21 protein-coding genes and 5 tRNA genes are annotated in these 24,197 nt (G+C 48.7%); 3 read left to right on the top strand and 23 right to left on the bottom strand.

Features of this window, described 5'->3' with window-relative positions; genetic code table 11:
* Positions 1-56 precede the first annotated feature (56 nt).
* Positions 57-2,288, bottom strand: a complete 2,232-nt coding sequence (katG, locus tag ACOTSW_RS07490) for a catalase/peroxidase HPI (protein WP_423681945.1) — start codon at positions 2,286-2,288, stop codon at positions 57-59.
* 517 nt (positions 2,289-2,805) lie between these two features.
* On the opposite strand from katG, the gene ACOTSW_RS07485 reads away from it, so the two are divergent.
* From ACOTSW_RS07485 to ACOTSW_RS07475, 3 genes are read left to right on the top strand one after another with little or no spacing between them, the layout of a single operon-like run.
* A complete protein-coding gene (locus tag ACOTSW_RS07485) occupies positions 2,806-2,955 on the top strand; it encodes a DUF2256 domain-containing protein (protein ID WP_423681944.1) in 150 nt (49 codons plus the stop codon).
* Entirely contained in the window at positions 2,952-4,325 is a 1,374-nt protein-coding gene (locus ACOTSW_RS07480; RefSeq protein WP_423681943.1) for a DASH family cryptochrome, read from the top strand. The genes ACOTSW_RS07485 and ACOTSW_RS07480 overlap by 4 nt, the downstream gene beginning before the upstream one ends.
* A gap of 17 nt (positions 4,326-4,342) precedes the next feature.
* Entirely contained in the window at positions 4,343-5,905 is a 1,563-nt protein-coding gene (locus ACOTSW_RS07475; protein ID WP_423681942.1) for a cryptochrome/photolyase family protein, read from the top strand.
* A gap of 140 nt (positions 5,906-6,045) precedes the next feature.
* Here the strand turns inward: ACOTSW_RS07475 and ACOTSW_RS07470 are convergent, their stop codons facing one another.
* The 22 genes from ACOTSW_RS07470 to ACOTSW_RS07365 form a co-directional block, all read right to left on the bottom strand.
* Entirely contained in the window at positions 6,046-6,696 is a 651-nt protein-coding gene (locus ACOTSW_RS07470) for an ABC transporter ATP-binding protein (protein ID WP_423681941.1), read from the bottom strand.
* Positions 6,697-6,877: 181 nt separating this feature from the next.
* Positions 6,878-6,970: transfer RNA gene (locus tag ACOTSW_RS07465), tRNA-Leu, on the bottom strand.
* Between the two features lie 70 nt (positions 6,971-7,040).
* Positions 7,041-7,114, bottom strand: a tRNA-Cys gene (locus ACOTSW_RS07460).
* Positions 7,115-7,196: 82 nt separating this feature from the next.
* A tRNA-Gly gene (locus ACOTSW_RS07455) sits at positions 7,197-7,272 on the bottom strand.
* Between the two features lie 36 nt (positions 7,273-7,308).
* A tRNA-Gly gene (locus ACOTSW_RS07450) sits at positions 7,309-7,384 on the bottom strand.
* Between the two features lie 32 nt (positions 7,385-7,416).
* Positions 7,417-7,492 (bottom strand) — tRNA-Gly (locus ACOTSW_RS07445).
* Between the two features lie 50 nt (positions 7,493-7,542).
* Positions 7,543-8,130: a CDP-diacylglycerol--glycerol-3-phosphate 3-phosphatidyltransferase gene (pgsA, locus tag ACOTSW_RS07440; protein WP_423681940.1), complete on the bottom strand. Its 588-nt coding sequence runs from the start codon at positions 8,128-8,130 to the stop codon at positions 7,543-7,545.
* Between the two features lie 38 nt (positions 8,131-8,168).
* Positions 8,169-10,046, bottom strand: a complete 1,878-nt coding sequence (uvrC, locus tag ACOTSW_RS07435) for an excinuclease ABC subunit UvrC (RefSeq protein ID WP_423681939.1) — start codon at positions 10,044-10,046, stop codon at positions 8,169-8,171.
* The gene (gene acpS, locus ACOTSW_RS07430; RefSeq protein WP_423681938.1) at positions 10,046-10,462 is read right to left on the bottom strand and encodes a holo-ACP synthase; all 417 of its coding nucleotides are present in this window, start codon (positions 10,460-10,462) and stop codon (positions 10,046-10,048) included. The genes uvrC and acpS overlap by 1 nt, the downstream gene beginning before the upstream one ends.
* Position 10,463: 1 nt before the next feature.
* Entirely contained in the window at positions 10,464-11,225 is a 762-nt protein-coding gene (locus ACOTSW_RS07425) for a pyridoxine 5'-phosphate synthase (protein ID WP_423681937.1), read from the bottom strand.
* Positions 11,222-12,070, bottom strand: a complete 849-nt coding sequence (gene recO / locus ACOTSW_RS07420) for a DNA repair protein RecO (protein ID WP_423681936.1) — start codon at positions 12,068-12,070, stop codon at positions 11,222-11,224. The genes ACOTSW_RS07425 and recO overlap by 4 nt, the downstream gene beginning before the upstream one ends.
* An 8-nt stretch (positions 12,071-12,078) precedes the next feature.
* Positions 12,079-12,981 carry a GTPase Era gene (gene era, locus ACOTSW_RS07415; RefSeq protein ID WP_423681934.1) on the bottom strand — a complete coding sequence of 301 codons (903 nt, stop codon included), beginning with the start codon at positions 12,979-12,981 and terminating at the stop codon, positions 12,079-12,081.
* A gap of 7 nt (positions 12,982-12,988) precedes the next feature.
* Positions 12,989-13,855 (bottom strand): ribonuclease III, encoded by an 867-nt coding sequence (gene rnc / locus ACOTSW_RS07410; RefSeq protein ID WP_423681932.1) that lies wholly within the window; start codon positions 13,853-13,855, stop codon positions 12,989-12,991.
* Between the two features lie 11 nt (positions 13,856-13,866).
* On the bottom strand, positions 13,867-14,262 hold the full coding sequence (locus ACOTSW_RS07405) for a DUF4845 domain-containing protein (RefSeq protein WP_423681930.1): 396 nt from the start codon (positions 14,260-14,262) through the stop codon (positions 13,867-13,869).
* A gap of 29 nt (positions 14,263-14,291) precedes the next feature.
* On the bottom strand, positions 14,292-15,203 hold the full coding sequence (gene lepB / locus ACOTSW_RS07400; protein ID WP_423681928.1) for a signal peptidase I: 912 nt from the start codon (positions 15,201-15,203) through the stop codon (positions 14,292-14,294).
* Entirely contained in the window at positions 15,200-16,993 is a 1,794-nt protein-coding gene (lepA, locus tag ACOTSW_RS07395) for a translation elongation factor 4 (RefSeq protein WP_423681926.1), read from the bottom strand. Before lepA ends, lepB begins: the two co-directional genes overlap by 4 nt.
* A 169-nt stretch (positions 16,994-17,162) precedes the next feature.
* Positions 17,163-17,978: a tRNA pseudouridine(38-40) synthase TruA gene (truA, locus tag ACOTSW_RS07390; protein WP_423681924.1), complete on the bottom strand. Its 816-nt coding sequence runs from the start codon at positions 17,976-17,978 to the stop codon at positions 17,163-17,165.
* Between the two features lie 71 nt (positions 17,979-18,049).
* Positions 18,050-20,854, bottom strand: a complete 2,805-nt coding sequence (locus ACOTSW_RS07385; protein WP_423681922.1) for a FimV/HubP family polar landmark protein — start codon at positions 20,852-20,854, stop codon at positions 18,050-18,052.
* Positions 20,855-21,145: 291 nt separating this feature from the next.
* Complete coding sequence (gene asd / locus ACOTSW_RS07380; protein WP_423681920.1) at positions 21,146-22,273, bottom strand: aspartate-semialdehyde dehydrogenase; 1,128 nt, start codon at positions 22,271-22,273, stop codon at positions 21,146-21,148.
* 45 nt (positions 22,274-22,318) lie between these two features.
* A complete protein-coding gene (gene leuB, locus ACOTSW_RS07375) occupies positions 22,319-23,392 on the bottom strand; it encodes a 3-isopropylmalate dehydrogenase (RefSeq protein WP_423681918.1) in 1,074 nt (357 codons plus the stop codon).
* Between the two features lie 15 nt (positions 23,393-23,407).
* Positions 23,408-24,055 (bottom strand): 3-isopropylmalate dehydratase small subunit, encoded by a 648-nt coding sequence (leuD, locus tag ACOTSW_RS07370; protein ID WP_423681916.1) that lies wholly within the window; start codon positions 24,053-24,055, stop codon positions 23,408-23,410.
* Positions 24,056-24,063: 8 nt separating this feature from the next.
* Positions 24,064-24,195: an entericidin A/B family lipoprotein gene (locus tag ACOTSW_RS07365; RefSeq protein ID WP_186883672.1), complete on the bottom strand. Its 132-nt coding sequence runs from the start codon at positions 24,193-24,195 to the stop codon at positions 24,064-24,066.
* Positions 24,196-24,197: the final 2 nt, after the last annotated feature.

Here is a 24,197-nt window from a genome sequence, read left to right as displayed (position 1 = left end):
AAAATGGGTACGCATTAACTACAGAAAAATGACTGTTAGCAGTCAATTACGACGGATTATTTCAGGTCAAAACGATCCGCATTCATGACTTTATTCCAGGCGGCGATAAAGTCATTCACAAATTTCGCTTGCGCATCGCTGCCCGCATAGACTTCAGCCAGCGCACGCAGTTGTGAATTGGAACCAAACACCAGATCAACCACGGTACCAGTCCATTTGAGTTCGCCAGTCTGACGATCACGCCCCTCTAACACGCCGGCAGCCGTCGCCAATGGTTGCCATTTGGTACGCATATCGAGCAGATGAACGAAGAAGTCATTGGTCAGTGTCTCGGGCCGTTGAGTGAATACACCATGCTGCGTTTTTCCTGTATTTGCATCCAACACCCGCATACCACCGATCAGAACCGTCATTTCTGGCGCACTCAGATTCAACAATTGCGCCTTATCGATCAACAGTTCCGCTGCATGCTGTTCCAGACCAGCACGCACATAGTTACGGAAACCATCTGCTACTGGCTCCAGCACGGCAAACGATTCCACATCAGTCTGTTCTTGCGACGCATCCATACGACCGGGTACGAAAGGCACTTGCACATCTTGCCCGGCTCTCTTTGCAGCTGCTTCAATCGCCGCAGCACCTGCCAGAACAATTAAATCCGCCAGAGAGATTTTCTTTCGATCAGACTGGGCTGCATTGAATTCCTGTTGTATCGCCTCGAGTTTTGCCAGTACTTGCTGCAACTGCAGCGGCTGATTTGCTTCCCAGTCGCGCTGAGGCGACAAACGGATGCGTGCACCATTCGCACCACCGCGTTTATCACTGCCACGGAAAGTTGATGCCGATGCCCATGCTGTGTTGACCAGAGAAGAAATCGATAATCCCGAAGCCAGGATTCTGGCTTTCAAGGCGGCGATGTCCTGTGCGTTAACGAGAATGTGATCAACCTGCGGAATCGGATCCTGCCAGATCAGGGTTTCACTCGGCACCAATGGCCCCAGATAGCGTGTTACCGGCCCCATATCGCGATGCGTCAGCTTAAACCAGGCTCGCGCAAATACGTCAGCGAATTCTGCCGGGTTTTGGTGGAAACGACGCGCGATTTTTTCATATGCCGGATCGAAACGCAGCGACAGATCCGCTGTTGTCATCATCGGCGGATGTTTCTTCGATGGGTCATGCGCATCGGGAATCAGATGCTCGGGTTTGCAATCTTTCGCCACCCATTGTTTGGCACCGGCCGGACTTCTGGTCAATTCCCACTCGTAGCCGAACAGCATATCGAAGTAACCGTTGTCCCAGGTCGTCGGATTCGGTTTCCAGGCACCTTCGATACCACTGGTAGTGGTATGTACACCCTTACCGGAACCGAATTGATTGATCCATCCCAGGCCCTGCTCTTCTATGCACGCCGCTTCTGGTTCTGGCCCGACCAAGCTTGGATCGCCAGCGCCGTGCGCTTTGCCGAAAGTATGGCCGCCAGCAACCAGGGCCACGGTTTCTTCATCATTCATCGCCATGCGGGCAAAGGTTTCGCGTACATCACGGCCAGAGGCGACCGGATCTGGATTACCATCCGGGCCTTCTGGGTTCACATAGATCAAGCCCATTTGTACGGCAGCTAAAGGATTTTCGAGATCGCGCTTACCCGCGCTGGAACCTGCATAGCGGCTGTTCGCTTTATCGCTGGTGGCCAGCCATTCAGTTTCTGAACCCCAGTAGATATCTTCTTCTGGTTGATAGATGTCTTCACGACCGCCAGCAAAACCAAAGGTCTTAAAGCCCATCGATTCCAAAGCGACATTACCCGCTAAGATGAACAAATCAGCCCAGGAAATTTTGCGGCCATATTTCTGTTTGATCGGCCAGAGCAAACGACGTGCTTTATCGAGATTGCCGTTATCTGGCCAGCTATTCAAAGGCGCAAAACGCTGATTACCGGTACCTGCACCACCACGACCATCTGAGACGCGATAAGTACCCGCCGCATGCCACGCCATACGTATCATCAGACCACCATAGTGACCCCAATCGGCTGGCCACCAATCCTGTGAGTCCGTCATCAGCGCTTTCAGATCCTGTATCACTGCGTCCAGATCGAGTGTCTTGAATTCCGCAGCGTAATCAAAGGCCTCCCCCATAGGATTCGACTGAGGCGAGTGCTGATGCAGGATATTCAACTTCAATTGGTTCGGCCACCATGTTGCATTGTTTGGCGCTGCGCTGGCGACCGCATTTTTTGCTGCAGCTGCAGCGGCATGAAAAGGGCATTTTGCTTCGTTTGACATCGATTTCTCCTCAGAATTCGGACTTGGACAGGGCAGGTTCAGCTGACAACGCAATACTGACCTGCAGTGAATACATCAAGCAAGCGATCAATCGTGACATCGTTTGTTTGACATCTGCTACGGAATTCATTCTAGAGACCAGAAATCGATTAATCAACTTAATTAAATTTATGAAATTGATTTAATTTAACTAATTAAAGTGAAAATGGCATAGATTTTCATCGCGGAGCCAGCAATCTTTTCGAATTAGCGACTGCTTCCCCAGTAAATGTCCCCCGCAACAACGCCCGTCTCCGGCAATCCCCCCCCCTCAAATGCACCTCCGCTTTTTCCGCGCTAGTATTGCGCCCCTGTAAAAAGAACACTTTCAGCAAGCCTCTCAACATCCGCCCCACTACTCGCTCAATCCAGCACGCTGCCTGACTCCGGGGCGGATTTAGCGGCAGCCACATATCCGATTCGTTTCACCGGTAAGATCATGGAAATTTTGAAGACTCTTTCATAAAGGACGACAGAAATGGGTATGCGAAAAAAGTCGGAGTTACCAAGCAAACTCTGCCTGCAGTGCGAGCGGCCATTTACATGGCGCAAAAAATGGGAAAAAGTGTGGACCGATGTGAAATACTGTTCAGACCGGTGCCGTCAGAATAGCAAGCGAAAAGTATGAAGACACCAATATCTGCAACAACCACGATCTATTGGTTTCGTAATGATTTGCGACTGGAAGATCAACCGGCACTGACGCAAGCATGTCAGCAGTCAACACGTTTATTATTGGTCTATTGTCACTCCCCTTCCTCATGGGACAAGACAAAGTGGAATGTGTCACGTACCAGCCAGCACCGTCAGTTTTTTTTAAATTCAGCGTTGGCCGATTTACGCCATCAGTTGCAGCAGCAAGGCAGCGATCTTCTTGAAATCACCGGGAAGCCGGAAGATGTATTGCCTTTACTCGCAAACGATGCAGGCACCGTGCAGATTTATTGTGAGGAAATTGCTGCGCCTGAAGAACAAGACCAGGTAACAGCCTTACGCGCAAGCGGGCTGAAGGTAACGACGTCGTGGCAATCAAGCTTACTTAATCCCGCTGATTTAGCGATTCCGCTTGACGCTTTGCCGGATGTATTCAGTCACTTCCGGCTGATGGTGGAGAGCAAGCAAATAAAACCATCCGCCCCTTTGCCGCGCCCCGCAGACATGTCGCCCTTGCCGGAAATATATCCGGCATTAGCAAAAAAATGGAGTGCGTTGCAAATGCCAGCGCAACACCGTTCAGGCAATACGGCTACCAATGAAGATTCAATCTCCGATAAGACTGTCCTCAATGTTGACGGCCGCTCCTCTTTTCCCTATTTTCTGCCGCCATTTTCCGGAGGTGCCAGCACAGCCGCGGCACATCTCCGCCAGTATTTTGATCGCCATTTGGCACGTAACTACAAACTAACAAGAAATGATTTAAGCGGCATCGATTACTCGACGAAATTTTCTCCGTGGCTGGCCTCTGGCGCTTTATCGGCCAGAACCGTGTATCAGGCACTAAAAGAATATGAGGCAAAATACGGTGCTAATGACAGCACCTACTGGATCTGGTTTGAATTGTTATGGCGTGACTATTTCCGTTTTCTGCATCTGAAGTACGGCCGACGATTGTATCGCCAGCAAGGTCTGACAAATTTATCGGTACCAAGCCACGATGCGTCCCGATTTGAGGCGTGGTGCAACTCTCAAACTGGAGAACCTCTTGTCGACGCAGGAATGGCCGAACTTGCTGCAACCGGTTATCTGTCAAATCGTCTGCGTCAAATTGTCGCGAGTTATCTGGTGCACGACCTGGGCTGCGACTGGCGCGCGGGCGCGGCATGGTTCGAGTCACAGCTAATCGATTATGATGTCTATAGCAATCAGGGCAATTGGCTATACATCTCCGGGCGCGGTACCGATCCTCGCAACGGCAGAAGATTCAACATACAAAAACAAGCCCATGATTATGATCGCGATGGCACATATCAGCAACTCTGGAACACGAAATCAACATAGATCTCGGCACACAAATAATGAAACACAATACCGCCCACGTACCTCAGCCACATAAGACAATCAGACTAATTCTGGGTGATCAGCTAAACCCTCAGCATCGCTGGTTCAGCGAAGTCAATGAGGCGATAATCTATGTCCTGATGGAAGTACGGCAAGAGACGGATTATGTTTTACATCATGCACAAAAAATTCTGGCGATTTTTGCAGCAATGCGTGATCTCGCCCGGCAGTTGCGTGAGGCAGGACATCGCGTGCATTACCTGACGATTGATGACCCTGACAATCTGCAATCCATACCCGCTAACATTGATGCGCTGATCAGCCAACATCAGGCTACGGTATTTGAGTATCAGGCACCAGATGAGTGGCGCCTGGATCAGCAGTTATACGAATACGGCCGCCGCTCAGATATTCCGTGGATCATGGTTGATACTGACCATTTCTATACAACGCGCAATGAAGTAGCGGATATTTTTACCGGCCGCAAGCAATGGCTGATGGAATTTTTTTATCGCCAGATGCGCATGACTCATCTTGTCTTGATGAAAGACACGAAAGAGCCCCTGGGTGGGCAATGGAACTATGATCACGACAATCGCAAGCCTTGGCGCGGCACACCGCCTGAGCCACAAGATACGCGAACTTTGCATGATCATTCGGATTTGTGGCAGACCATTGTTGATGCGGGTGTAAAAAGTTTTGGCAATCCTCAGGCAAAACAATTGGCATGGCCGCTTAACCGCCAGGAAGCATTACAACAACTGGATGCGTTTATCGACAATGCACTACCGCAGTTCGGCGATTTTCAAGACGCGATGAGTGTTAAATCATGGCGTCTATTTCATTCGCTGCTGTCGTTTGCCTTAAATGTCAAAATGCTGAACCCGCGTGAAGTGGTCGCAAAAGCAGAGGCGGCATATCACTCCGGGTGTGCGCCGCTGGCTGCGGCGGAGGGCTTCATCAGGCAAATATTAGGCTGGCGTGAATATGTACGCGGCGTATATTGGGCAAACATGCCTGAGTACACAGAGAAAAATTTCTTCCATCACAGTCGTCGGTTGCCGCAATGGTTCTGGAATGGAAAAACCAGAATGAATTGTCTGTCGCATGCCATTACACAATCACTGGAGCACGCACATGCCCACCATATCCAGCGCCTGATGGTGATAGGTAATTTTGCGCTGCTGGCGGGTCTGAATCCGGCTGAAGTACATCACTGGTATCTGGGCATCTACATCGATGCATTTGAGTGGGTGGAGCTGCCGAACACGGCAGGCATGAGCCAATTTGCCGATGGCGGAATATTAGCGACCAAACCTTATGTTTCGAGCGCCGCCTACATTGACCGCATGAGTGATTATTGCAAAGGCTGCCATTACGATAAAAAATTACGCATCGGCGAGAATGCATGCCCGTTCAATGCGCTGTACTGGGATTTTTTTCAGCGTAACACAGATACCCTTACAAAAAATCCCCGTATAGGTATGGCCTATCGCCAATTAGAAAAAATGGATACCACCACGATTGCAGAGTTCCAAAAACAGGCGAAATTTATCCTAGAGAATATCGATATCCTGTGACGAGCTGCATTGCAATGATTGCAGTCACATCGCTACAATCGTCGGTGCTTTTGAATTAACACTCAAAAGCAGCTCAACTGGCGAAAGTTGACGTGAGCTTTTTTCAGCGTTCAGACTAGCGGACAAGCCCACAACAACGGTCAGGCACTGGTCATCAAACTTAGATCTATCCTCGCCGCCAGCGGCACATTCGCCGGTGCATGATAATCACCCACCACCAGTGCCCGCTGCCCAGCTTGCGCCAAGGCTGCCATCCGGGATAATACAAACAACGCAGAACTTTTATCGAGTGCCGCCAGCGGATCATCCAGCAATGTCAGCGCGGCCCCACTCGCGAACGCAGCGGCAATCCACACCTTACGCCGGGTACCGGAAGATAACATCTGTATCTGCTTAAACAAATGCGACTCCAGCGCCAGCCCGTCTATCAACTGCAACAGCGCAGCCTGATCAAAACCGGCATAGCGACTTGCCTGCAAGGAAAAAAATCCTTCTACGGTGAATTCATCATACTCTGCAGTCGATGGCTCGATCCAGAATACCTGCTGCCTGTAAGCAGACATATCCGCATGCTGCGCCACACCTTGAAAATTAAGTCTGCCCGCAGCGTACGGTAACTCAGCCGCCAGCAAACGCAGAAAATCCGTCTTGGACTCGCCTTCCTCATCGCACACCAGTGTCACACCTGCAGAAATCGCAGTCGTCCAGTCACGTAAGACGAGGCGCCGATACGCAATATGCAATCCATCAATCTGTAAAACTACCGTGCATTCAGGAGATATAGCAGACATCAATGATCCTTGTGAGTAGAGAAAAGCAAACACGCTTACTGGCCAGGCAGATAAGCGTTATGGCGACAAACTAAGCACCAGACAATCTGGAAGTAATGATATCTGGCATTTAAAACAGATAATAAAAAACCCGCAAACTCGAGGAAGTTTGCGGGTTTCCAGACTTACTAAGATGTCGATATGGTGCCCGAGGCCGGAATCGAACCGGCACGCCCCTTTTACGGAAAGCGGCGGATTTTAAGTCCGATGTGTCTACCTATTTCACCACTCGGGCCCATCTCTACAACATGCAGCCGAAACTGCTTGCTCTGAAAAAAAAGCGCTTAACAGCGCTTTCTTAAAACTGGAGGCGGGGGTCGGGATCGAACCGGCGTCTACGGCTTTGCAGGCCGCTGCATAACCACTTTGCTACCCCGCCAAGGGTGCTGTTTCAATCAAAAAACTGAAACGCGGTAAAACAACTTTAAGAAAAAAGGGAAGCGCTGCTTCCCTTCAGAATCTGGAGCGGGAAAAGAGTCTCGAACTCTCGACCTCAACCTTGGCAAGGTTGCGCTCTACCAACTGAGCTATTCCCGCATTGTTACTACAAATACATCAGGCATTACTAAAAACTGGAGCGGGAAAAGAGTCTCGAACTCTCGACCTCAACCTTGGCAAGGTTGCGCTCTACCAACTGAGCTATTCCCGCATTATCGTACTAATTTTCATTGAAAAAGAACTTGGAGCGGGAAAAGAGTCTCGAACTCTCGACCTCAACCTTGGCAAGGTTGCGCTCTACCAACTGAGCTATTCCCGCATCAACGAAAGACCAGAATTATATAGTATCCCTGAATTCTGTCAAGCGAGCTAACTCAGTTTTTCCGTTGTCTCTTTAATCAAAGGCCATGCTTTCCTTAAATAATAAAACATGGACCATACCGTCAACACCGCAGCAATCAACAGCAACCAGGACCCGATCAAACCGCTGTCAATATAATTGAGTAACACAAAATCAGGGCTCAGAAGCAGCGGTATCGCTGTCATTTGCGCGGCAGTTTTGATTTTACCAATCGAGCTGACTGCAACCGACTTTGAAGCACCAATCAGCGCCATCCACTCTCGCAACGCAGAGATGGTAATTTCGCGACCAATAATCACGAATGCGACAACGGCGTTGACTCTGTCAAACTCTACCAGCACAAGCAACGCACCGGCGACCATTAACTTATCCGCGACCGGATCAAGAAAGGCGCCGAACGAAGAAGTCTGATTCCAGCGACGCGCAAGAAAACCATCAAACCAATCTGTCACCGCTGCGATAATAAAGACAAGGCTGGAGGCAACTCCTTTTTCAAAGGGACTCAACCATGTATCAGGCAAATAAAATACACCGACGACCAGCGGAATCAACGCGACACGCAACCACGTCAACAAAATAGGAAAATTAAATGGCATAAGTTTTTATTCAGATTATTTCCGGTAATTATATTGGGCTAACGCAATCGCTTGTAAATTTCTTCGGCCAGCTGACGGGATATGCCTTCAACGCTGGCGAGCTCTTCAACGCTGGCGTCACTGACCCCCTTTAAGCCACCGAAGCGCACCAGTAATTTTTGTCTGCGCTTCGGTCCCACACCTTCGATCTCTTCTAACTGTGAAGCCTGCCTGGATTTATCCCGCTTCGCCCGCATGCCAGTAATGGCGAAGCGATGCGCCTCATCACGAATTTGTGCAATGAGCATCAATGCTGCAGACTCTTTACCGAGTTCTTTTGGCTCGCGACCATCAACAAAGACCAGGGTTTCCAGACCAACCTTGCGCCCCTCACCTTTGGCAACGCCCACAATTCTGCTGGTATCCAGACCAAGCTCAACAAAGACCTGGCGCGCCATCTCAACTTGCCCCTTACCACCATCAATCAAAACAACATCCGGCAGATTCCGCACATTTTCATCCTGATCGCAGACAATTTTTTCATAACGACGGAACAGTACCTGTCTCATTGCAGCGTAGTCATCCCCCGGCGTAATGTCTTTGATGTTGTAGCGACGGTATTCGCTGCTCTGCATTGCGTGATGATGAAAAACCACGCATGACGCCTGCGTCGCTTCTCCCTGAGTATGACTGATATCAAAACATTCAATCCGCAGCTGTTCAGGATTTTCCGTATCGAGATCAAGCACAGACGCCAGTGCCAGCGTCCTGGCTTGCTGTGAGCCTTGCTCCGAAAGCAGTCTGGTCAGCGCCAAAGCGGCGCCCTTCACCGCCATTTCCAGCCAGATACGTCGTTGCTCCTGGGGCTGGAAAGATAAATGAATTTTGTGTCCGCACTGTTCAGCAAGCGCCAGCATCAGATCTGGTTCATTGAGTTCGACATTCATCACAATCGTGGATGGAATGAACTGATCGACATAATGCTGTGCAAGAAAAGCTGCAACGATTTCCTGCTCAATCGAGTCTTCTGCAGTAGATCTGACATCATCAATATGACTGGGGAAATAAGCCCTGTCCCCGAGATGCCGCCCGCCACGAACCATCGCTAGATTCACACAGGCCCGCCCCCCCTCAACGATCACAGCAATGATATCGACATCGGTATTGCCGGTAGTCTCCATACTTTGCTGATGCAAAACTTTAGACAAGGCTGACATCTGATTACGAACGAATGCGGCCTGTTCGAATTTCAGTTCAGAAGAAAATGCCAGCATTTTCTTCTCCAATGTCTGCATGACTTCGAGTTGCCGTCCACGCAAAAAGTCAGCGGCATTTTTTACATCCTGCAAATAATCTTCGGGGGCAATAAGATCGACACAAGGCGCACTACAACGCTGAATCTGATGCAACAAGCAGGGTCGCGTACGATTTGCAAAAACGCTGTCTTCACAACTGCGCAACAAAAATACTTTCTGCAGAATTTGCATCGACTCTTTTACCGCCCATCCCGAGGGGAACGGACCGAAATACTGGTGCTTTTTATCGATCGCGCCACGGTAATAAGTCATCCGCGGCGTCTTTTCCGAAGTAATTTTCAGGTAGGGATAAGACTTGTCATCCCGGAACAAAATATTGTAGCGAGGCCGTAAAGCCTTGATAAGATTATTTTCCAGAATCAGGGCTTCCGCTTCGCTGCGTGTCACTGTCGTTTCCAGCCTGACGATTTTTTCGACCATCATGGCAATACGCGGACTCGATAAGGTCTTTTGAAAGTAACTATTAACGCGCTTCTTCAGATCGCGCGCCTTCCCCACATACAACACCTGACCTTGCTCGTCAAAGTAGCGATAGACGCCAGGTAGGTGGGGAAGTTTTGATACCGTATCTAATACTGATTGACGAGCATCACTCAACGGAGGAGATTGATTCGTATCCATCAGATTTCTGCGCCGAATGCAGGGGATTTTTTCTCTACAATGACGAAGGCCAGAACGTGATCAGCTTCGTCGCTCAGTGAAATATGAGCGGTCAGGCAGCGCGAGCTCATCCACTCTTGCATAACGCCGGTCAGCTTAACAAAAGGCTTACCCTCATCATCGTTCAGCGTCTGCATATTATGCAAGGTCATCGGTGCCGTCACGCCTGTCCCGATCGCCTTGGAAAATGCCTCTTTCGCCGCAAATCTGGTGGCCAGATACCTTGTCCCGCGCTGAGAATTCATCTCTCTTCTCTGAAAAAAAATACGCAGCTCGTCGTCGCCCAGAATTTTTTTTGCGAAGCGCTCGCCTCCCCTGGCCAACGCCTGCTCTATACGGAGAAGTTGAACGATATCAGTGCCGACGCCATAAATCATCTCACCCCCTCTGCATTAATCCTGCGCGGACCGCCATCGCATTCATTTCTTTGACGGCGACGTTCCATCCGACTGAAAGAGCGCGGAAAAATATCGCGTCACCGATATTGACTTGCGTAACATCAGCTATCGCTGCAAAGACCGCAATATTTTGATAATCAACGCTGCCACCCAGCTGTACTGACAAACCTTGCCGCATGCTTTCAATCGTCATGCTCTGCAACTCATTCAACGCCTGGTCTCGCTCCTCCTCGTTGCGCGCCAGAGTGTAGCGGTCAACGCTCAGCACGATCGCTTTCACACCTAATTCTGCACACGCCTGAACCTGTCGGGCAACTGGCATGACAAACAAGGATGAGATATGCCCGGACAAATTCAACTGACGAACAAAAGGCTGCAATAGCGAAAAATCATTAACAGCATCGACAGGTACCGGACGACCATGCATTCCGCTACCCGGCGCGACCAGACACACAGCAGCCGGGCTGAGTTCCGCAGCAATGTTCACTGCCAGCGCTGTTGCTGCGGTATTGATTTTGATACGCCCTGTAAATTGCCGTAACATGACCTGTATCAACACAAGCCGGACAGTTGCGTTTTGCTCGGATAAATAGACAGATAAGCCATCTGCACCAGCTTCTTCTGCGGTCATCGCGAATGCAACAGGATCGAGGGAACTGTCGTTGTCACCATCCATTAAGCTGAACAGCGGATCAAGACTGACTTCAAGCAAGGTAGATTGCCGATATGGGTAGATGTTCATAAATTTTGCAAATCTATCAGAATCTGCCTGGTGTTTAAGGATGCGCCATGCAAGTGGTAACCAAGCAAAAAACGCATCAACATCTTACTTTGAAATTGCGTGAGCGTATCAGCGTAATCTGCCTGAGCCATATCCAATAAGGTTTTACCAACGACAACGGGAATATTATCTGCAGCCGTCGCAAGCCGCGTACCGACTTCAGGATCGACGACGTAATTCAAGGCTGCATCGACTTTACTTCCGGAAACCGTGCAAAACGTTAAATCACCTAACAAACCCGACTCCCGCAACAACGCCAGTTCAAACTGACGCAGAACGACAGACGCCGGCTCATCATGAGCCAACAAATTCAAGGTGCTGACATACTGTTCAAACAGTGCCGTATGTGGTTCATCACGCACCAGAAATTTGACCAGCAGCTCATTGAGGTAAAACCCGCACAATAACGCTGAGCGTTCAAGGGGAAGCATACCACCCACCCAGTCAGCTCCTGTCATTACCCGGATTTCGGATTTTCCTGTCCACCCCAACTGTAAAGGCTGAAAGGTTTGTAACACACTGCGTAACTGAGAGTGGGGTCGCTTAGCACCTTTGGCGACAAGAGCAATACGGCCGTAGTCGCGAGTGAATATCTCTACAATCAGGCTGGTTTCTTTATACGGCCACGAGTGCAATACAAACCCGGGCTGATTGAGTATTCTGCGCTCACGCGAAGCGATACCGCCAGCACTCGTTCGGGATTTTTTTTGGGGACCAACGGGAGTCAGAGCAGCATCAGTAGCGATGGCGACCTCATTGAAAGTGTCGCCAAGCTGATTTACATCGACTGTACGAACAGCAGTCATACGACAAATTATTCGTAACCGTAGGCTCTTAAACCTGCCTCGTTATCTGCCCAACCGGATTTGACTTTGACCCAGATTTCGAGATAAACAGGGCCGCCGAACAGCTTCTCCATATCCACACGAGACTGCGTGGAAATATCTTTGAGACGCGATCCCTTATGACCAATCACCATCGATTTATGTCCATCCCGATCGACGAGAATAGCGACAAAAATCCGCCGCAGGTTGCCTTCCTGTTCAAATTTTTCAATCAGCACCGTACTTGTGTACGGCAACTCATCTCCGACAAAACGGAATAATTTTTCGCGGACAATTTCAGTCGCGAGAAATTTTTCACTGCGGTCAGTAATATCATCTTCCGCGAACATCGGCGGATTCAGTGGTAAATATTTTCTCGTTTCGCCCTCGAGGTTCTCAAGCTGGAAACGCAGAGTAGCTGAGACCGGAACAATCGCGGCAAAGGGATACAATGCTGCCACCTTCTGTGCAAATGGCATCATGACCGCTTTATCTTTAATACGATCAGATTTGTTAATCACCAGAATACAAGGGACATTTTTTGGTAACAAATCAATGACTTGCTGATCTGCTTGCCCAAAAGTGCCGGCCTCTACCAAAAACAGAATCACGTCAGCCGCTGTGAGAGTTGTTGTCACAGTACGGTTCAGCGTGCGGTTTAAAGCATTTGAGTGCCGGGTCTGAAAACCCGGTGTATCAACATAGACAAACTGCGTATTGTCTTTCGTTTGTATACCGGTAATACGATGCCGGGTCGTCTGAGCTTTACGAGAGGTAATGCTGACTTTTGCTCCAATCAACGCATTCATTAAAGTCGACTTACCAACGTTAGGACGGCCGATGATAGCTATATACCCACAGCGAAAATCAGGGTTATCAGTTAATTCATTCATAGAGTGCTCATGCTGTTTTCGGGTGTGGGCTTGAATCCCCCCCCGCATCAGGTGGATTCGTCGAAGCAGATTCAGGTATTTCTGGTGTAGTCTGTTGCAAATCTGTCAGCGCGCTTGCAGTGTCGAGTTGCGACGTCGCTATTCCGGCCAGTTTTAATTGTGCGGATCTCGGTTTCGATTTGCGCGCACCTGGCGTCTTGGCCAATGCCGACATTGCCGCCTCTAACGCCAGTTTTGCAGCCGCCTGCTCACCAGCACGGCGGCTGCCGCCAGTACCAAAAACCTGAATGTCAAGCTTGGGAACCAGACATGCAATCTCAAATTCCTGATTGTGCGCAGCGCCATGAGTCGCAACCACATTGTACTGAGGCAAAGGAATTTTTTTACTCTGCAAAAATTCCTGCAACAAGGTCTTGGCATCTTTACCTAAGGTTGTCGGATCAATAGCAATCATAACCGGCGCGTAAAGCATGCGAATCACTTCTTTCGCGGAATCAAAGCCAGAATCAAGGAAAATTGCGCCAAATAAAGCCTCCAGCGCATCAGCAAGAATGGATGGGCGACGAAAGCCGCCTGATTTCAGTTCACCCTCACCCAACCTTAAAAATTGAGATAGTTCTATTCTTTGTGCAATTTCATAGAGCGATTGCTGTTTGACCAGATTGGCGCGGACCCTTGATAAATCGCCCTCATCAATATCCGAAAAACTATCAAACAAGAGCGAAGCAACCACACAATTCAAAATCGAGTCGCCCAGAAATTCCAATCGTTCATTATGTAAAACGCTATGACTGCGATGCGTCAAGGCCTGCTGCAATAAAGCCGGGTTACTGAACTGGTACCCCAGCTTTTTTTGCAATAGTTGAAGATTCATACGTGTTCTGTTTATTCTGGCTTTTTAGCGGAGACGCCACTTTTTGCCGTTGTACCTTCATATTCCAGCAATAATGTTGCAGGACCAAATAAAGGGATTTTTTTCTGATAGGAGAAACTGATGTCAATATCGCCGTTATCTCTGGTGATGACCAGATCTTTACCGGTGATTGAAGTAATGTAGCCAACTTCTGCCTGTTTATCAAAAGTATTCTGGATCTCGTTAACAGTTGACCCTCCCGTTTTAGCGACACCGATCGCCTTTTTTATCGATGTGTATTCAATCACCGTTGGCACCACTTTCATTGCCAGCATCGCAATTAAAACGATCACACCTAAAGATAAAATAAGTCCGACTAAAGAAATACCACGCTGCGACTTCAAAGAAAAACGTTGAGCTTTTTGCATAATTTCTCTTTCTCTACATTTCAGTTATTTTAATTAAAACTACCGATGCGTTTAATATTTCCCAAATTCATCCAGATGAAAAATGCCTTACCAACGATATTCTGATCCGGAACGAAGCCCCAGTAACGGCTGTCGAGACTATTGTCGCGATTATCGCCCATCATAAAATAATGTCCATCCGGCACCACACAGGAAAATCCTTCAGTGTCGTAAGTACAATTTTCTCTTTTCGGAAAATTGAACGGATCCCGGACAAACGCAGGTGCATTATCATCATTCAATATCCGGTGCGATACTCCGGTCAGATTTTCTTTATATTGTTTTGAATAATTCAGGTGCTCTTCATCAAGAAAATCCGGCATAGTCTGATAATCAAGGGCTTTGCCGTTAATCAACAACCGCTTATTCCTGTATACAACCTTATCGCCTGGCACACCGACCACACGTTTAATATAGTCAACAGTTGGATCTACAGGGTATTTAAAAACCATCACATCACCACGCTGCGGATTGCCTACTTCAATAATCTTTTTATTAAGGATAGGCAAACGGATACCATATTCAAACTTATTTACCAGAATCAGGTCGCCGACAAATAAAGTTGGCAACATCGAACTTGATGGAATTTTGAATGGCTCGTAAAGAAACGAACGAAGAAAGAAAACCAGTGCGATCACCGGAAAGAAACTGCCGGAATACTCTATCCACACAGGTTGACGCAATAGGCTGGCTTCTATCTCTGCACGTTTTCCCTGTTCAACACGGATTCCATCCGCCTCCAGTTTTGCTGTTCTCGCATCAAACTCAGCCAGCGCTTTATCTGCGGCAAGGCGTCTTTGTTTAGACAAAAAAAACACATCAAGAAACCAGACGATTCCCGTCCCCACCGTCAACACAAACAGAATCAGGGCAAAATTCCCTAAAATTGACTGAAAACTCATTTTTCATCCACTTGTAAAATTGCCAAAAACGCTTCCTGAGGAATTTCGACAGAACCCACCTGTTTCATTCGTTTTTTACCCGCTTTTTGCTTTTCAAGCAATTTTCGTTTACGACTGATATCACCACCATAGCACTTCGCCAACACATTTTTGCGCAGCGCTTTCACATTCTCACGAGAAATAATATTAGAACCGATTGCAGCCTGAATCGCTACATCAAACATTTGCCGTGGAATCAGTTCACGCATCTTAGCGGCAACGGCACGTCCGCGGAACTGACTGTTTGAACGATGGACGATAATCGCCAGAGCATCTACTTTTTCACTATTAATCAGCATATCGACTTTAACTACATCGGCAGCACGATTCTCTTTAAATTCGTAATCCATGGACGCATATCCACGCGAAGTCGATTTCAAACGATCAAAAAAATCAAGCACAATTTCAGCCATCGGCATTTCATAGGTCAATTTCACCTGGCGTCCGTGATAGCTCATATCCATTTGGACACCGCGTTTCTGGGTACACAGGGTAATGACAGCACCGACATATTCCTGCGGCATATACAAATTAACAGTAACAATCGGTTCCCGAATTTCCTCAATCTTGGATGGATCCGGCATTTTTGATGGATTATCAACCATCAGAATGGAGCCGTCTGCCATCACCACTTCATAAACGACGGTTGGCGCCGTGGTGATGAGGTCCATATCAAATTCACGTTCGAGACGTTCCTGAACGATCTCCATATGAAGTAAGCCGAGGAAACCACAGCGGAAACCAAAACCAAGCGCCTGAGATACTTCAGGCTCGTACATCAGGGCAGCATCATTGAGTTTTAATTTCTCCAGAGAATCGCGCAAAGCATCATACTGATTGGCCTCAACCGGGAACAATCCGGCGAAAACTTGTGGCTGTACTTCTTTAAAACCAGGAAGTGGCTCAGCAGCAGGCTTATTCGCAATCGTGATCGTGTCCCCTACTTTAGCCGCCTTCAGCTCTTTAATTCCTGCGATAACAAAGCCTACCTGTCCTGCGGACAATTGATCACGCGATAATGATTTCGGAGTAAAAACACCGACACTTTCAACCAGATGTTGCGCACCCGTGGCCATAAAAAGAATTTTGTCTTTTGGTCGTAAAGTACCGTTCATGATTCTGACCAGCATGACAACACCAACATAATTATCAAACCAGGAGTCAACGATCAGTGCTTGCAGTGGCGCGTCAGGATCACCTTTTGGCGGAGGTACTTTAGCGATCAGAGATTCCAGTACATCGACAACACCCAGCCCCGTCTTGGCCGAGCAATGCACGGCATCCGAAGCATCAATACCAATCACTTCTTCGATTTCAGCACAAGCGTTATCCGGATCAGCTGAAGGCAAGTCAATTTTATTAAGTACAGGCACCACCTCAACGCCCAACTCAATTGCGGTGTAGCAGTTAGCGACAGTCTGCGCCTCAACGCCCTGGGATGCATCAACGACCAGCAAAGCACCCTCACACGCAGATAAAGAGCGGCTGACTTCGTAGCTAAAATCGACGTGTCCCGGTGTATCAATCAGATTCAGGTTGTAAATCTGACCATCACGTGCTTTATAGTGCAGCGCAGCTGTCTGCGCTTTAATTGTAATTCCGCGCTCGCGCTCAATATCCATAGAGTCAAGGACTTGCGCTTCCATTTCGCGATCAGACAGGCCACCACAAATTTGAATAATCCGATCCGCAAGCGTGGACTTACCGTGATCGATATGGGCGATAATAGAAAAATTCCGGATATTGTTCATTGAAATTACAAATATTTACTGAAATGAGGCAAATAAGGGCTAAAAAAAAGCGCTCCAGTCTGGGCAACAGTCCCCAGGCGAGCGCCTTCAGTTCTGGTTTTGCATTCCGGCATTTTACCGGATTTCAAGGTGGGTAACTGATAATTCACATAAAGCGCACGACTAAATACTATAAAAGAGATAAGAACCCGGGAAGATCCGAACCTGCAGACTGCGGCAATCCCCACTTCTCTTCGTAGTCGATTTTTGCCAGGTATAAACCATCCGGCATAAATGTCGGCGCTGCAATACTTCTGTCTTTACTTATCAGTACATCAGCGATCCATGAAGGCTCACGCTTACCTGTACCGACAAAAATAAGAGAACCGACAATGTTTCTCACCATGTGATGCAAAAAAGCACTTGCCCTCAAAGTAAAAACAATCAATCCTCCTTGCTGCCTAATCCGGATCTCATACATCTGTTTAACCGGGGTCTTTGCCTGACAACCTGAAGCACGAAAAGCAGAAAAATCATGCTCTCCCAGTAAATATTCAGCCGCCTCGCGCATCCTCGCAACATCAAGCGGACGAAACACCCATCCTGCACGCCCGGACCACATAGGAGAACGTATTTTACTATTACTTAATACGTAGTGATAGGTTCTGGCTCTGGCACTGAATCTGGCATGAAAATTATCCAGCGAATTCTCATCCAGCACCAGTTCCTTCGCCCACTGTATTGCTATCGTCTGAGGCAAAAACGCATTGACACCATTGACCCAGGAATAAGGAGCACGGGCAAGCCCGGTATCAAAGTGGACGACTTGTTCGAGGCCATGCACCCCTGCATCAGTTCGTCCGGCGCAAACGGTGTCAACTTTTGTCCCGCAAAATTGATAAAGCGCCGACTCTAAAACGTCCTGTATTGTTTTACCGGACGGTTGCGTCTGCCAGCCATGCCAACCACTTCCGTCGTACTGCACTCCCAACACAAGACGTTTCACAACAAATCACCATTCAAAAAGAAAAACGGGCGCAAGCAAAGCGCTGCGCCCGCAAAAATTTCAAGAGCAGATTATGCCATCTGATCCAACATAGCACTCGCCCGCTCTTTCTGCGATGCGGTACCACCTTTGAGCACTTCATCAAGCAACTCTCTGGCACCTTCTTTATCGCCGATTTCATGATAAGCAACCGCCAAATCGAGCTTGGTGGACATCTCAGCGTTTTCCTCAACAGACTCTTCGACTGCAGCCGGAGGCAAATCAGCGTCAACAGCTTTGTGCGTATCGTCTGACGGCAAATCAAGATCAATTCCCGATAAATCAAATTCAAATGCAGCTGCGTGATCTTGCTCCTGAAGCTTCGCAGAGTCGGCTACGACTTCGGCAACTGACTCGACATGCTCATCAACTACCGGCACTTCAAGCACACCAGGCTCAACCGGAGCAGCTTCTATCGCAGGCACATCAAAGTCCAGCGATGCGAAGTCAAGATCTGCAACCACATCATTCACTGGCTCCTCTTCTGGAACCGGTTTAACTTCAGCATCGACAGGCTTGTTATCGCCAAAGTCAAAATCAATACTGCCGAAATCGATATCATGGGTTTGCTCATCAGCCGCGACTGCTGGTGCAGTTGCCTGAACCTCAGAAACTTCCGGAGTCGCTGAAATCTCTGGAACCGCAGACTCGCTCAGCCCCAGGTCAAAATCAAGCGCTGCAGCATTATCTGTTTCCGTATCTGAGACCATTTCCTTCTCAGCTTCCGGCGTCGGTTCCGGTGCATGCGATGCAGTATCGATAATACTGATGGCATCAAGCATATCTCTAGACAAAGAATTTGCCAGCAAAGCATCAGGATCAAGATCTTCTAATGGTTGAGTTGTCGCCCCCAAACCACCCTGCACACCCGCCTCCGGCATCGCTTTACCACCAGCATACAGAGGATTACCAGGCTCTAGCGCAATCCCCATCGAGGCAGCCTGCGCCCATTCCTCACCCTCACCACCTGTCATACCATACAATTCACTGGCCAGACGTTCAAACAACTTTGTGTCTTTTCTTGCTGAATAAATTTCCAGCAATTTAACTCTGACAGCATGACGGTCAGGCTGAGTACGCAACGCCTCTTTCAAAATTTCCTCGGCCTGAGAATCTCGTCCGTAAGCAATATAAACATCGGCCTCAGCGACAGGATCAACTTCATTCGCATCCAGCTGACTGGCAGACGGCGCAAAATTTGAATTAAAGACACTATTATTTGTATCGACGCTCTGACCGCCAGTTGAACCAAACATTGAGTTCGCCTTCATACTGGAACCAGTCAGAATACTGTCCTCAAACTGCTGTGCCTTTTTCTTTTTATTGTTAAACCACAGACCCGCGCCGGCAAGAAGCGCCAGAGCGACAGCTCCGCCCGGAAGCAGGAACTCAGAAATACTTTCAAAGAAACTTGGTTCTGGCGGAGGTGGTGGAGGCGCAACAGGCTTGCGTCTTGGCGGCTTGTTTGATGCTGCCGGAGCACTCGCTGAACTCGCGGCCACAACAGACGCAGATCCAGAAGCAACGTCGGCACGCTCAGGCGTGGCGACGACATTTGAAGCGACTTCAGTCTTTCCAGTAGCCGCAACGGCTGCACTTGCCGGTACCGGATTCTGTTCAGCCTTTGCCTTCGCATTTAACTCAAGCTCTTTTGCGGCAAGATCTTTATTTTTTATATCAAGCAATCGCTGCAGATCACCGACATTTTTCTCTAATTCTTTCAGACGGCCGGCAGCCTCTTCGGCAGCCTTACTTTTTGCCAGTTTATCTTCTTCGGAAACACCTTTCCCATCGCTGGTTTTGGCTGCAGCATTTGCTGACTTTGATAATTTCAGCTTATCAGCGGATTCGCTGGTCGCGGTAGGCGTTTCTTTTACCTTCGCAGTAATGGTACCGCTCGCTGTCTGCTTTGCTGCCTGTCCTTTTTCCGCAGGAGCACGATCTACATGATCAGCAAGTTTATTACGATAGGCATTAAAATCTGCGGCATGCGCCAGAACGACGGAGCGTGCGCCGGCTGCGTTTCCAGCACTCGTCTTTACGGTATCGCTGTCTGGTATTGTCAGAATCTGACCAGCCTTCAGGCGATTCATATTCTGACCAACGAATGCCTGCGGATTCGCCTTGTACAGGCTCACAAGCATCTGATCCAGGGAAACACCCTCTGCACGATGTGCAGACGCGACCTTTGCCAGCGTATCGCCTTTTTTTACAACATACTCACCGGCAGGCTTAGTTTGTGTTTGTGCCTGGGCAGGAACAGCAGACTCTTTTCCCTGAACCGGTGATTTCTGATTTCCGTTAAGGGGCATAGGCGCAGCGGCGCGGGATGCTGTTTCAGGTGTCGCCGTTGCTTGTCGCTTATTTGCTACAACCGTCGGATTTGCCAGCTGAGGAGACTGACTATTTCTTAACTCCGCAGGGTCAAGCAGGAATGTGTACTCACGGAGCAACTTCCCATTCGATGAATTCATTTCCAGCAACATATCGACAAACGGTTCATTCATCGCTTGTGACGACGTCACTTTAATCACGTAACCTGAGCCACGCGGCTCGACTGCAAAACGCAACGATAAAAGCGCCGCATTAAAATCGATGTTTGCCTGACGAAATGCCTCAGGAGATGCCAGCTTAGGCACCAGAGAACCGATTTCTTCTTTGCTGGGCGATGTCAGTTCTATTTCTGCACTGAGTGGCTGTCCCAGAGAAGAAAGCACTGTCAGTCGCCCCATGCCCGTCGCATTTGCCTGCGACATGAACAGCAAGCTGGAAGTTACCGCAATGCTCAAGACTTTACGTCCCAGGGAAGTCACAGATGTTCTTTTTTGTTTATGCATTTTGTCAGACATATTGGGAATTTGGCGAACAAAGTCCGCTGGGATAGGCTTAATAAATTGCCGAACTAAGCATCATATCGTTTTACGATAACATCACCAACTTAGCGGTGCAAGCTTAACCCGATTTGCAAGCATGGTAAATACACGAAGAAGAGAATGAGGACACGATTTGCCAATATCGTTGTTGTCATTTGACAATGCAAGTAATTTAACAACGTATTTTGTAATTATTTGTAAGAAAAAAAAGGGAGCAAACGCTCCCCTTTTTTTGCTTTTTAATACATATCGATGTCAGTCGATCAGAATACGCAGCATGCGGCGCAGAGGCTCAGCAGCGCCCCACAACAGCTGGTCGCCGACCGTAAATGCACCCACATATTCTGGTCCCATTGCCAGCTTACGGATACGTCCGACAGGAATTGTCATCGTGCCTGTTACTGCAACCGGTGTCAGGTCACGAATACTTGCTTCGCGCGTATTTGGCACAACTTTCACCCATTCATTGTCGGCAGCGATCATTGCCTCGATATCTGCAACAGGAACATCCTTTTTCAACTTGAATGTCAATGCCTGGCTATGGCAACGCATCGCTCCGATACGGATACAGAACCCGTCCACTGGAACTGCTGTCGTACCAAAACCTTCGCCCTGACCAAGAATTTTATTCGTCTCAGCCATGCCCTTCCATTCCTCTTTGGACATACCGTCACCAAGGTCTTTATCTATCCAAGGGATCAGGGAGCCGCCCAATGGCACACCAAAGTTCGCCGTTTCAGCAGCAGACAGTGAACGCTGTTTTGCAATGACCTTACGATCAATTTCCAGAATTGCGCTCTTAGGATCATCCAGCAGATCTCTGACTTCCGCATTCAGTGTTCCATATTGTGTCAGCAATTCACGCATATGCTGAGCGCCTCCGCCAGATGCTGCCTGATAAGTCTGGGTACTCATCCACTCAACCAGACCGGCTTTATACAAAGCACCAACACCCATCAACATACAACTGACCGTGCAATTACCACCGATCCAATTTTTCTGCCCTTTCGCCAGCGCATCTTTAATCACAGGCAAGTTGACCGGGTCCAGCACGATCACCGCATCGTCGTTCATACGCAGACTCGACGCGGCATCAATCCAATGTCCATTCCAACCGGCAGCGCGCAATTTCGGGAAAACTTCGTTGGTATAATCACCGCCCTGGCAGGTAATGATAATTTCACATTTTTTTAATGCGTCAATATCATTCGCGTCTTTCAGCGTCTTCTCATTTTTTGCCATCGCAGGCGCTGTGCCGCCCGTATTCGATGTTGAAAAGAATACTGGTTCTATATGAGCGAAATCGTTTTCTTCCTGCATACGCTGCATCAGAACCGATCCCACCATCCCACGCCAACCTACCAAACCCACCAGTTTCATCATTTTTCCCTAAAAATTGCAGGACGTCCCTGCCCATCAATAAAAACCTTAACTCGACAACGCATTCACCACCGCGCGCCCCATCTCCGCGGTACCAACTTTGGTTGTACCCGCTTCGTAAATATCCGGCGTGCGCAAGCCCTGAGCCAGCACCTTCTTCACCGCATTTTCGATACGATCCGCCTGCTCCGCTTTGTTCAGTGAGTAGCGTAGCATCATCGCTGCAGACAGAATAGTTGCCAGCGGATTTGCCACGCCTTTCCCAGCGATATCCGGCGCTGAACCGTGTGAAGGCTCATACAAGCCCTTGTTATTCGCATCGAGTGAAGCCGATGGCAGCATGCCAATAGAACCGGTCAGCATCGCTGCTGCATCAGACAATATATCGCCGAACATATTACCTGTCACAATCACGTCGAACTTCTTCGGGGCCCTTACCAGCTGCATCGCTGCATTGTCGACATACATATGATCCAGCGCGACATCCGGGTACTCTTTATGCACATCCGTAACAATATCTTTCCAGAACTGGAAAGTTTCGAGTACGTTCGCTTTGTCAACACTGGTCAGGCGCTTGTCACGCTTTTGCGCAGTCTGAAAAGCAACGTGCGCAATACGGCGGATTTCCGTTTCGGCATAACGCATGGTATCGAAACCCTCGCGCTCACCTTTGAACGGGCCATCAGGGCATTCACGCACACCACGCGGCTGACCAAAATAAATATCTCCCGTCAATTCACGGATAATCAGAATATCGAGACCAGAAACCACTTCCGGCTTCAGCGTCGATGCGCCCGCCAGCTCAGGATACAAAATCGCCGGACGCAGATTAGCAAATAATTTCAGGTTTTTACGCAAACCCAGAATCGCTTGTTCAGGACGCAAAGCACGTTCCAGCGTATCGTATTTCCAGTCACCTACGGCGCCGAACAATACCGCATCCGCTTCTTGCGCCAGCTTCAGCGTCGCTTCGGGCAACGGATGACCGGATGCCTCATAACCTGCGCCACCAACTGGCGCGGTTTCCATTTCAAATGACTCACCCAGCGCATTGAGCACCTGTACAGCCTGGTCGACGATTTCAGGACCGATACCATCACCTGGCAAAATTGCTATCTTCATTTTCTCTGTTCTTTATTAAATCGTATTAGCCAGCCAAGGTTGGGCGGCAATGTGACGCTCTTCAAACGCACGGATTTTGTCTGCCTGACGTAAGGTCAGACCAATATCATCCAAGCCATTCAACAGGCAATATTTACGGAACGCGTCAATTTCAAACGGATAACTGACACTGCCGTTCGATGTTGTGACCATTTGTTTTTCAAGATCTATCACCAGACGGAAACCTGGAAAAGCTTTAACCTCGTTAAATAAATGATCGACTTGCGTCTCACTCAGAACGATAGGCAGCAGCCCATTTTTATAGCAGTTATTGAAGAAAATGTCGGCAAAACTCGGCGCGATAATCGCGCGGAAACCGTATTGCTCCAACGCCCACGGCGCATGCTCCCGCGAAGAGCCACAGCCAAAATTCTTACGGGCCAGCAGGATTGAGGCACCTTGATAGCGCGCCTGATTCAACACGAAATCAGGATTCAGCGGACGAGCACTATTATCCATGCCCGGCTCGCCGTGATCCAGATAACGCCATTCGTCAAACAGATTCGGACCGAAACCAGTACGTTGTATCGATTTCAGAAACTGCTTAGGAATGATGGCATCGGTATCCACATTCGCCCTGTCCATAGGCGCTACGACGCCATCCAGTAAAGTAAATTTTTCCATATAACGACTTATTTTTTCCCTGCGCCTTCAACAACCTCACCGGCTTTTTTCACATCTTTACCGATGCCCTGCACAGTATTGCAGGCAGACAAAGTCAGTACACAAGCCACACAAGACAAAATAAAGAAGATTTTTTTCATGA

Origin of the sequence: Undibacterium sp. WLHG33 (assembly GCF_049544815.1) — a bacterium.
Classification (GTDB): domain Bacteria; phylum Pseudomonadota; class Gammaproteobacteria; order Burkholderiales; family Burkholderiaceae_D; genus Undibacterium.
Note: the sequence above shows the minus strand (reverse complement) of the source record. Positions and strands in the feature narration are given on the sequence as shown.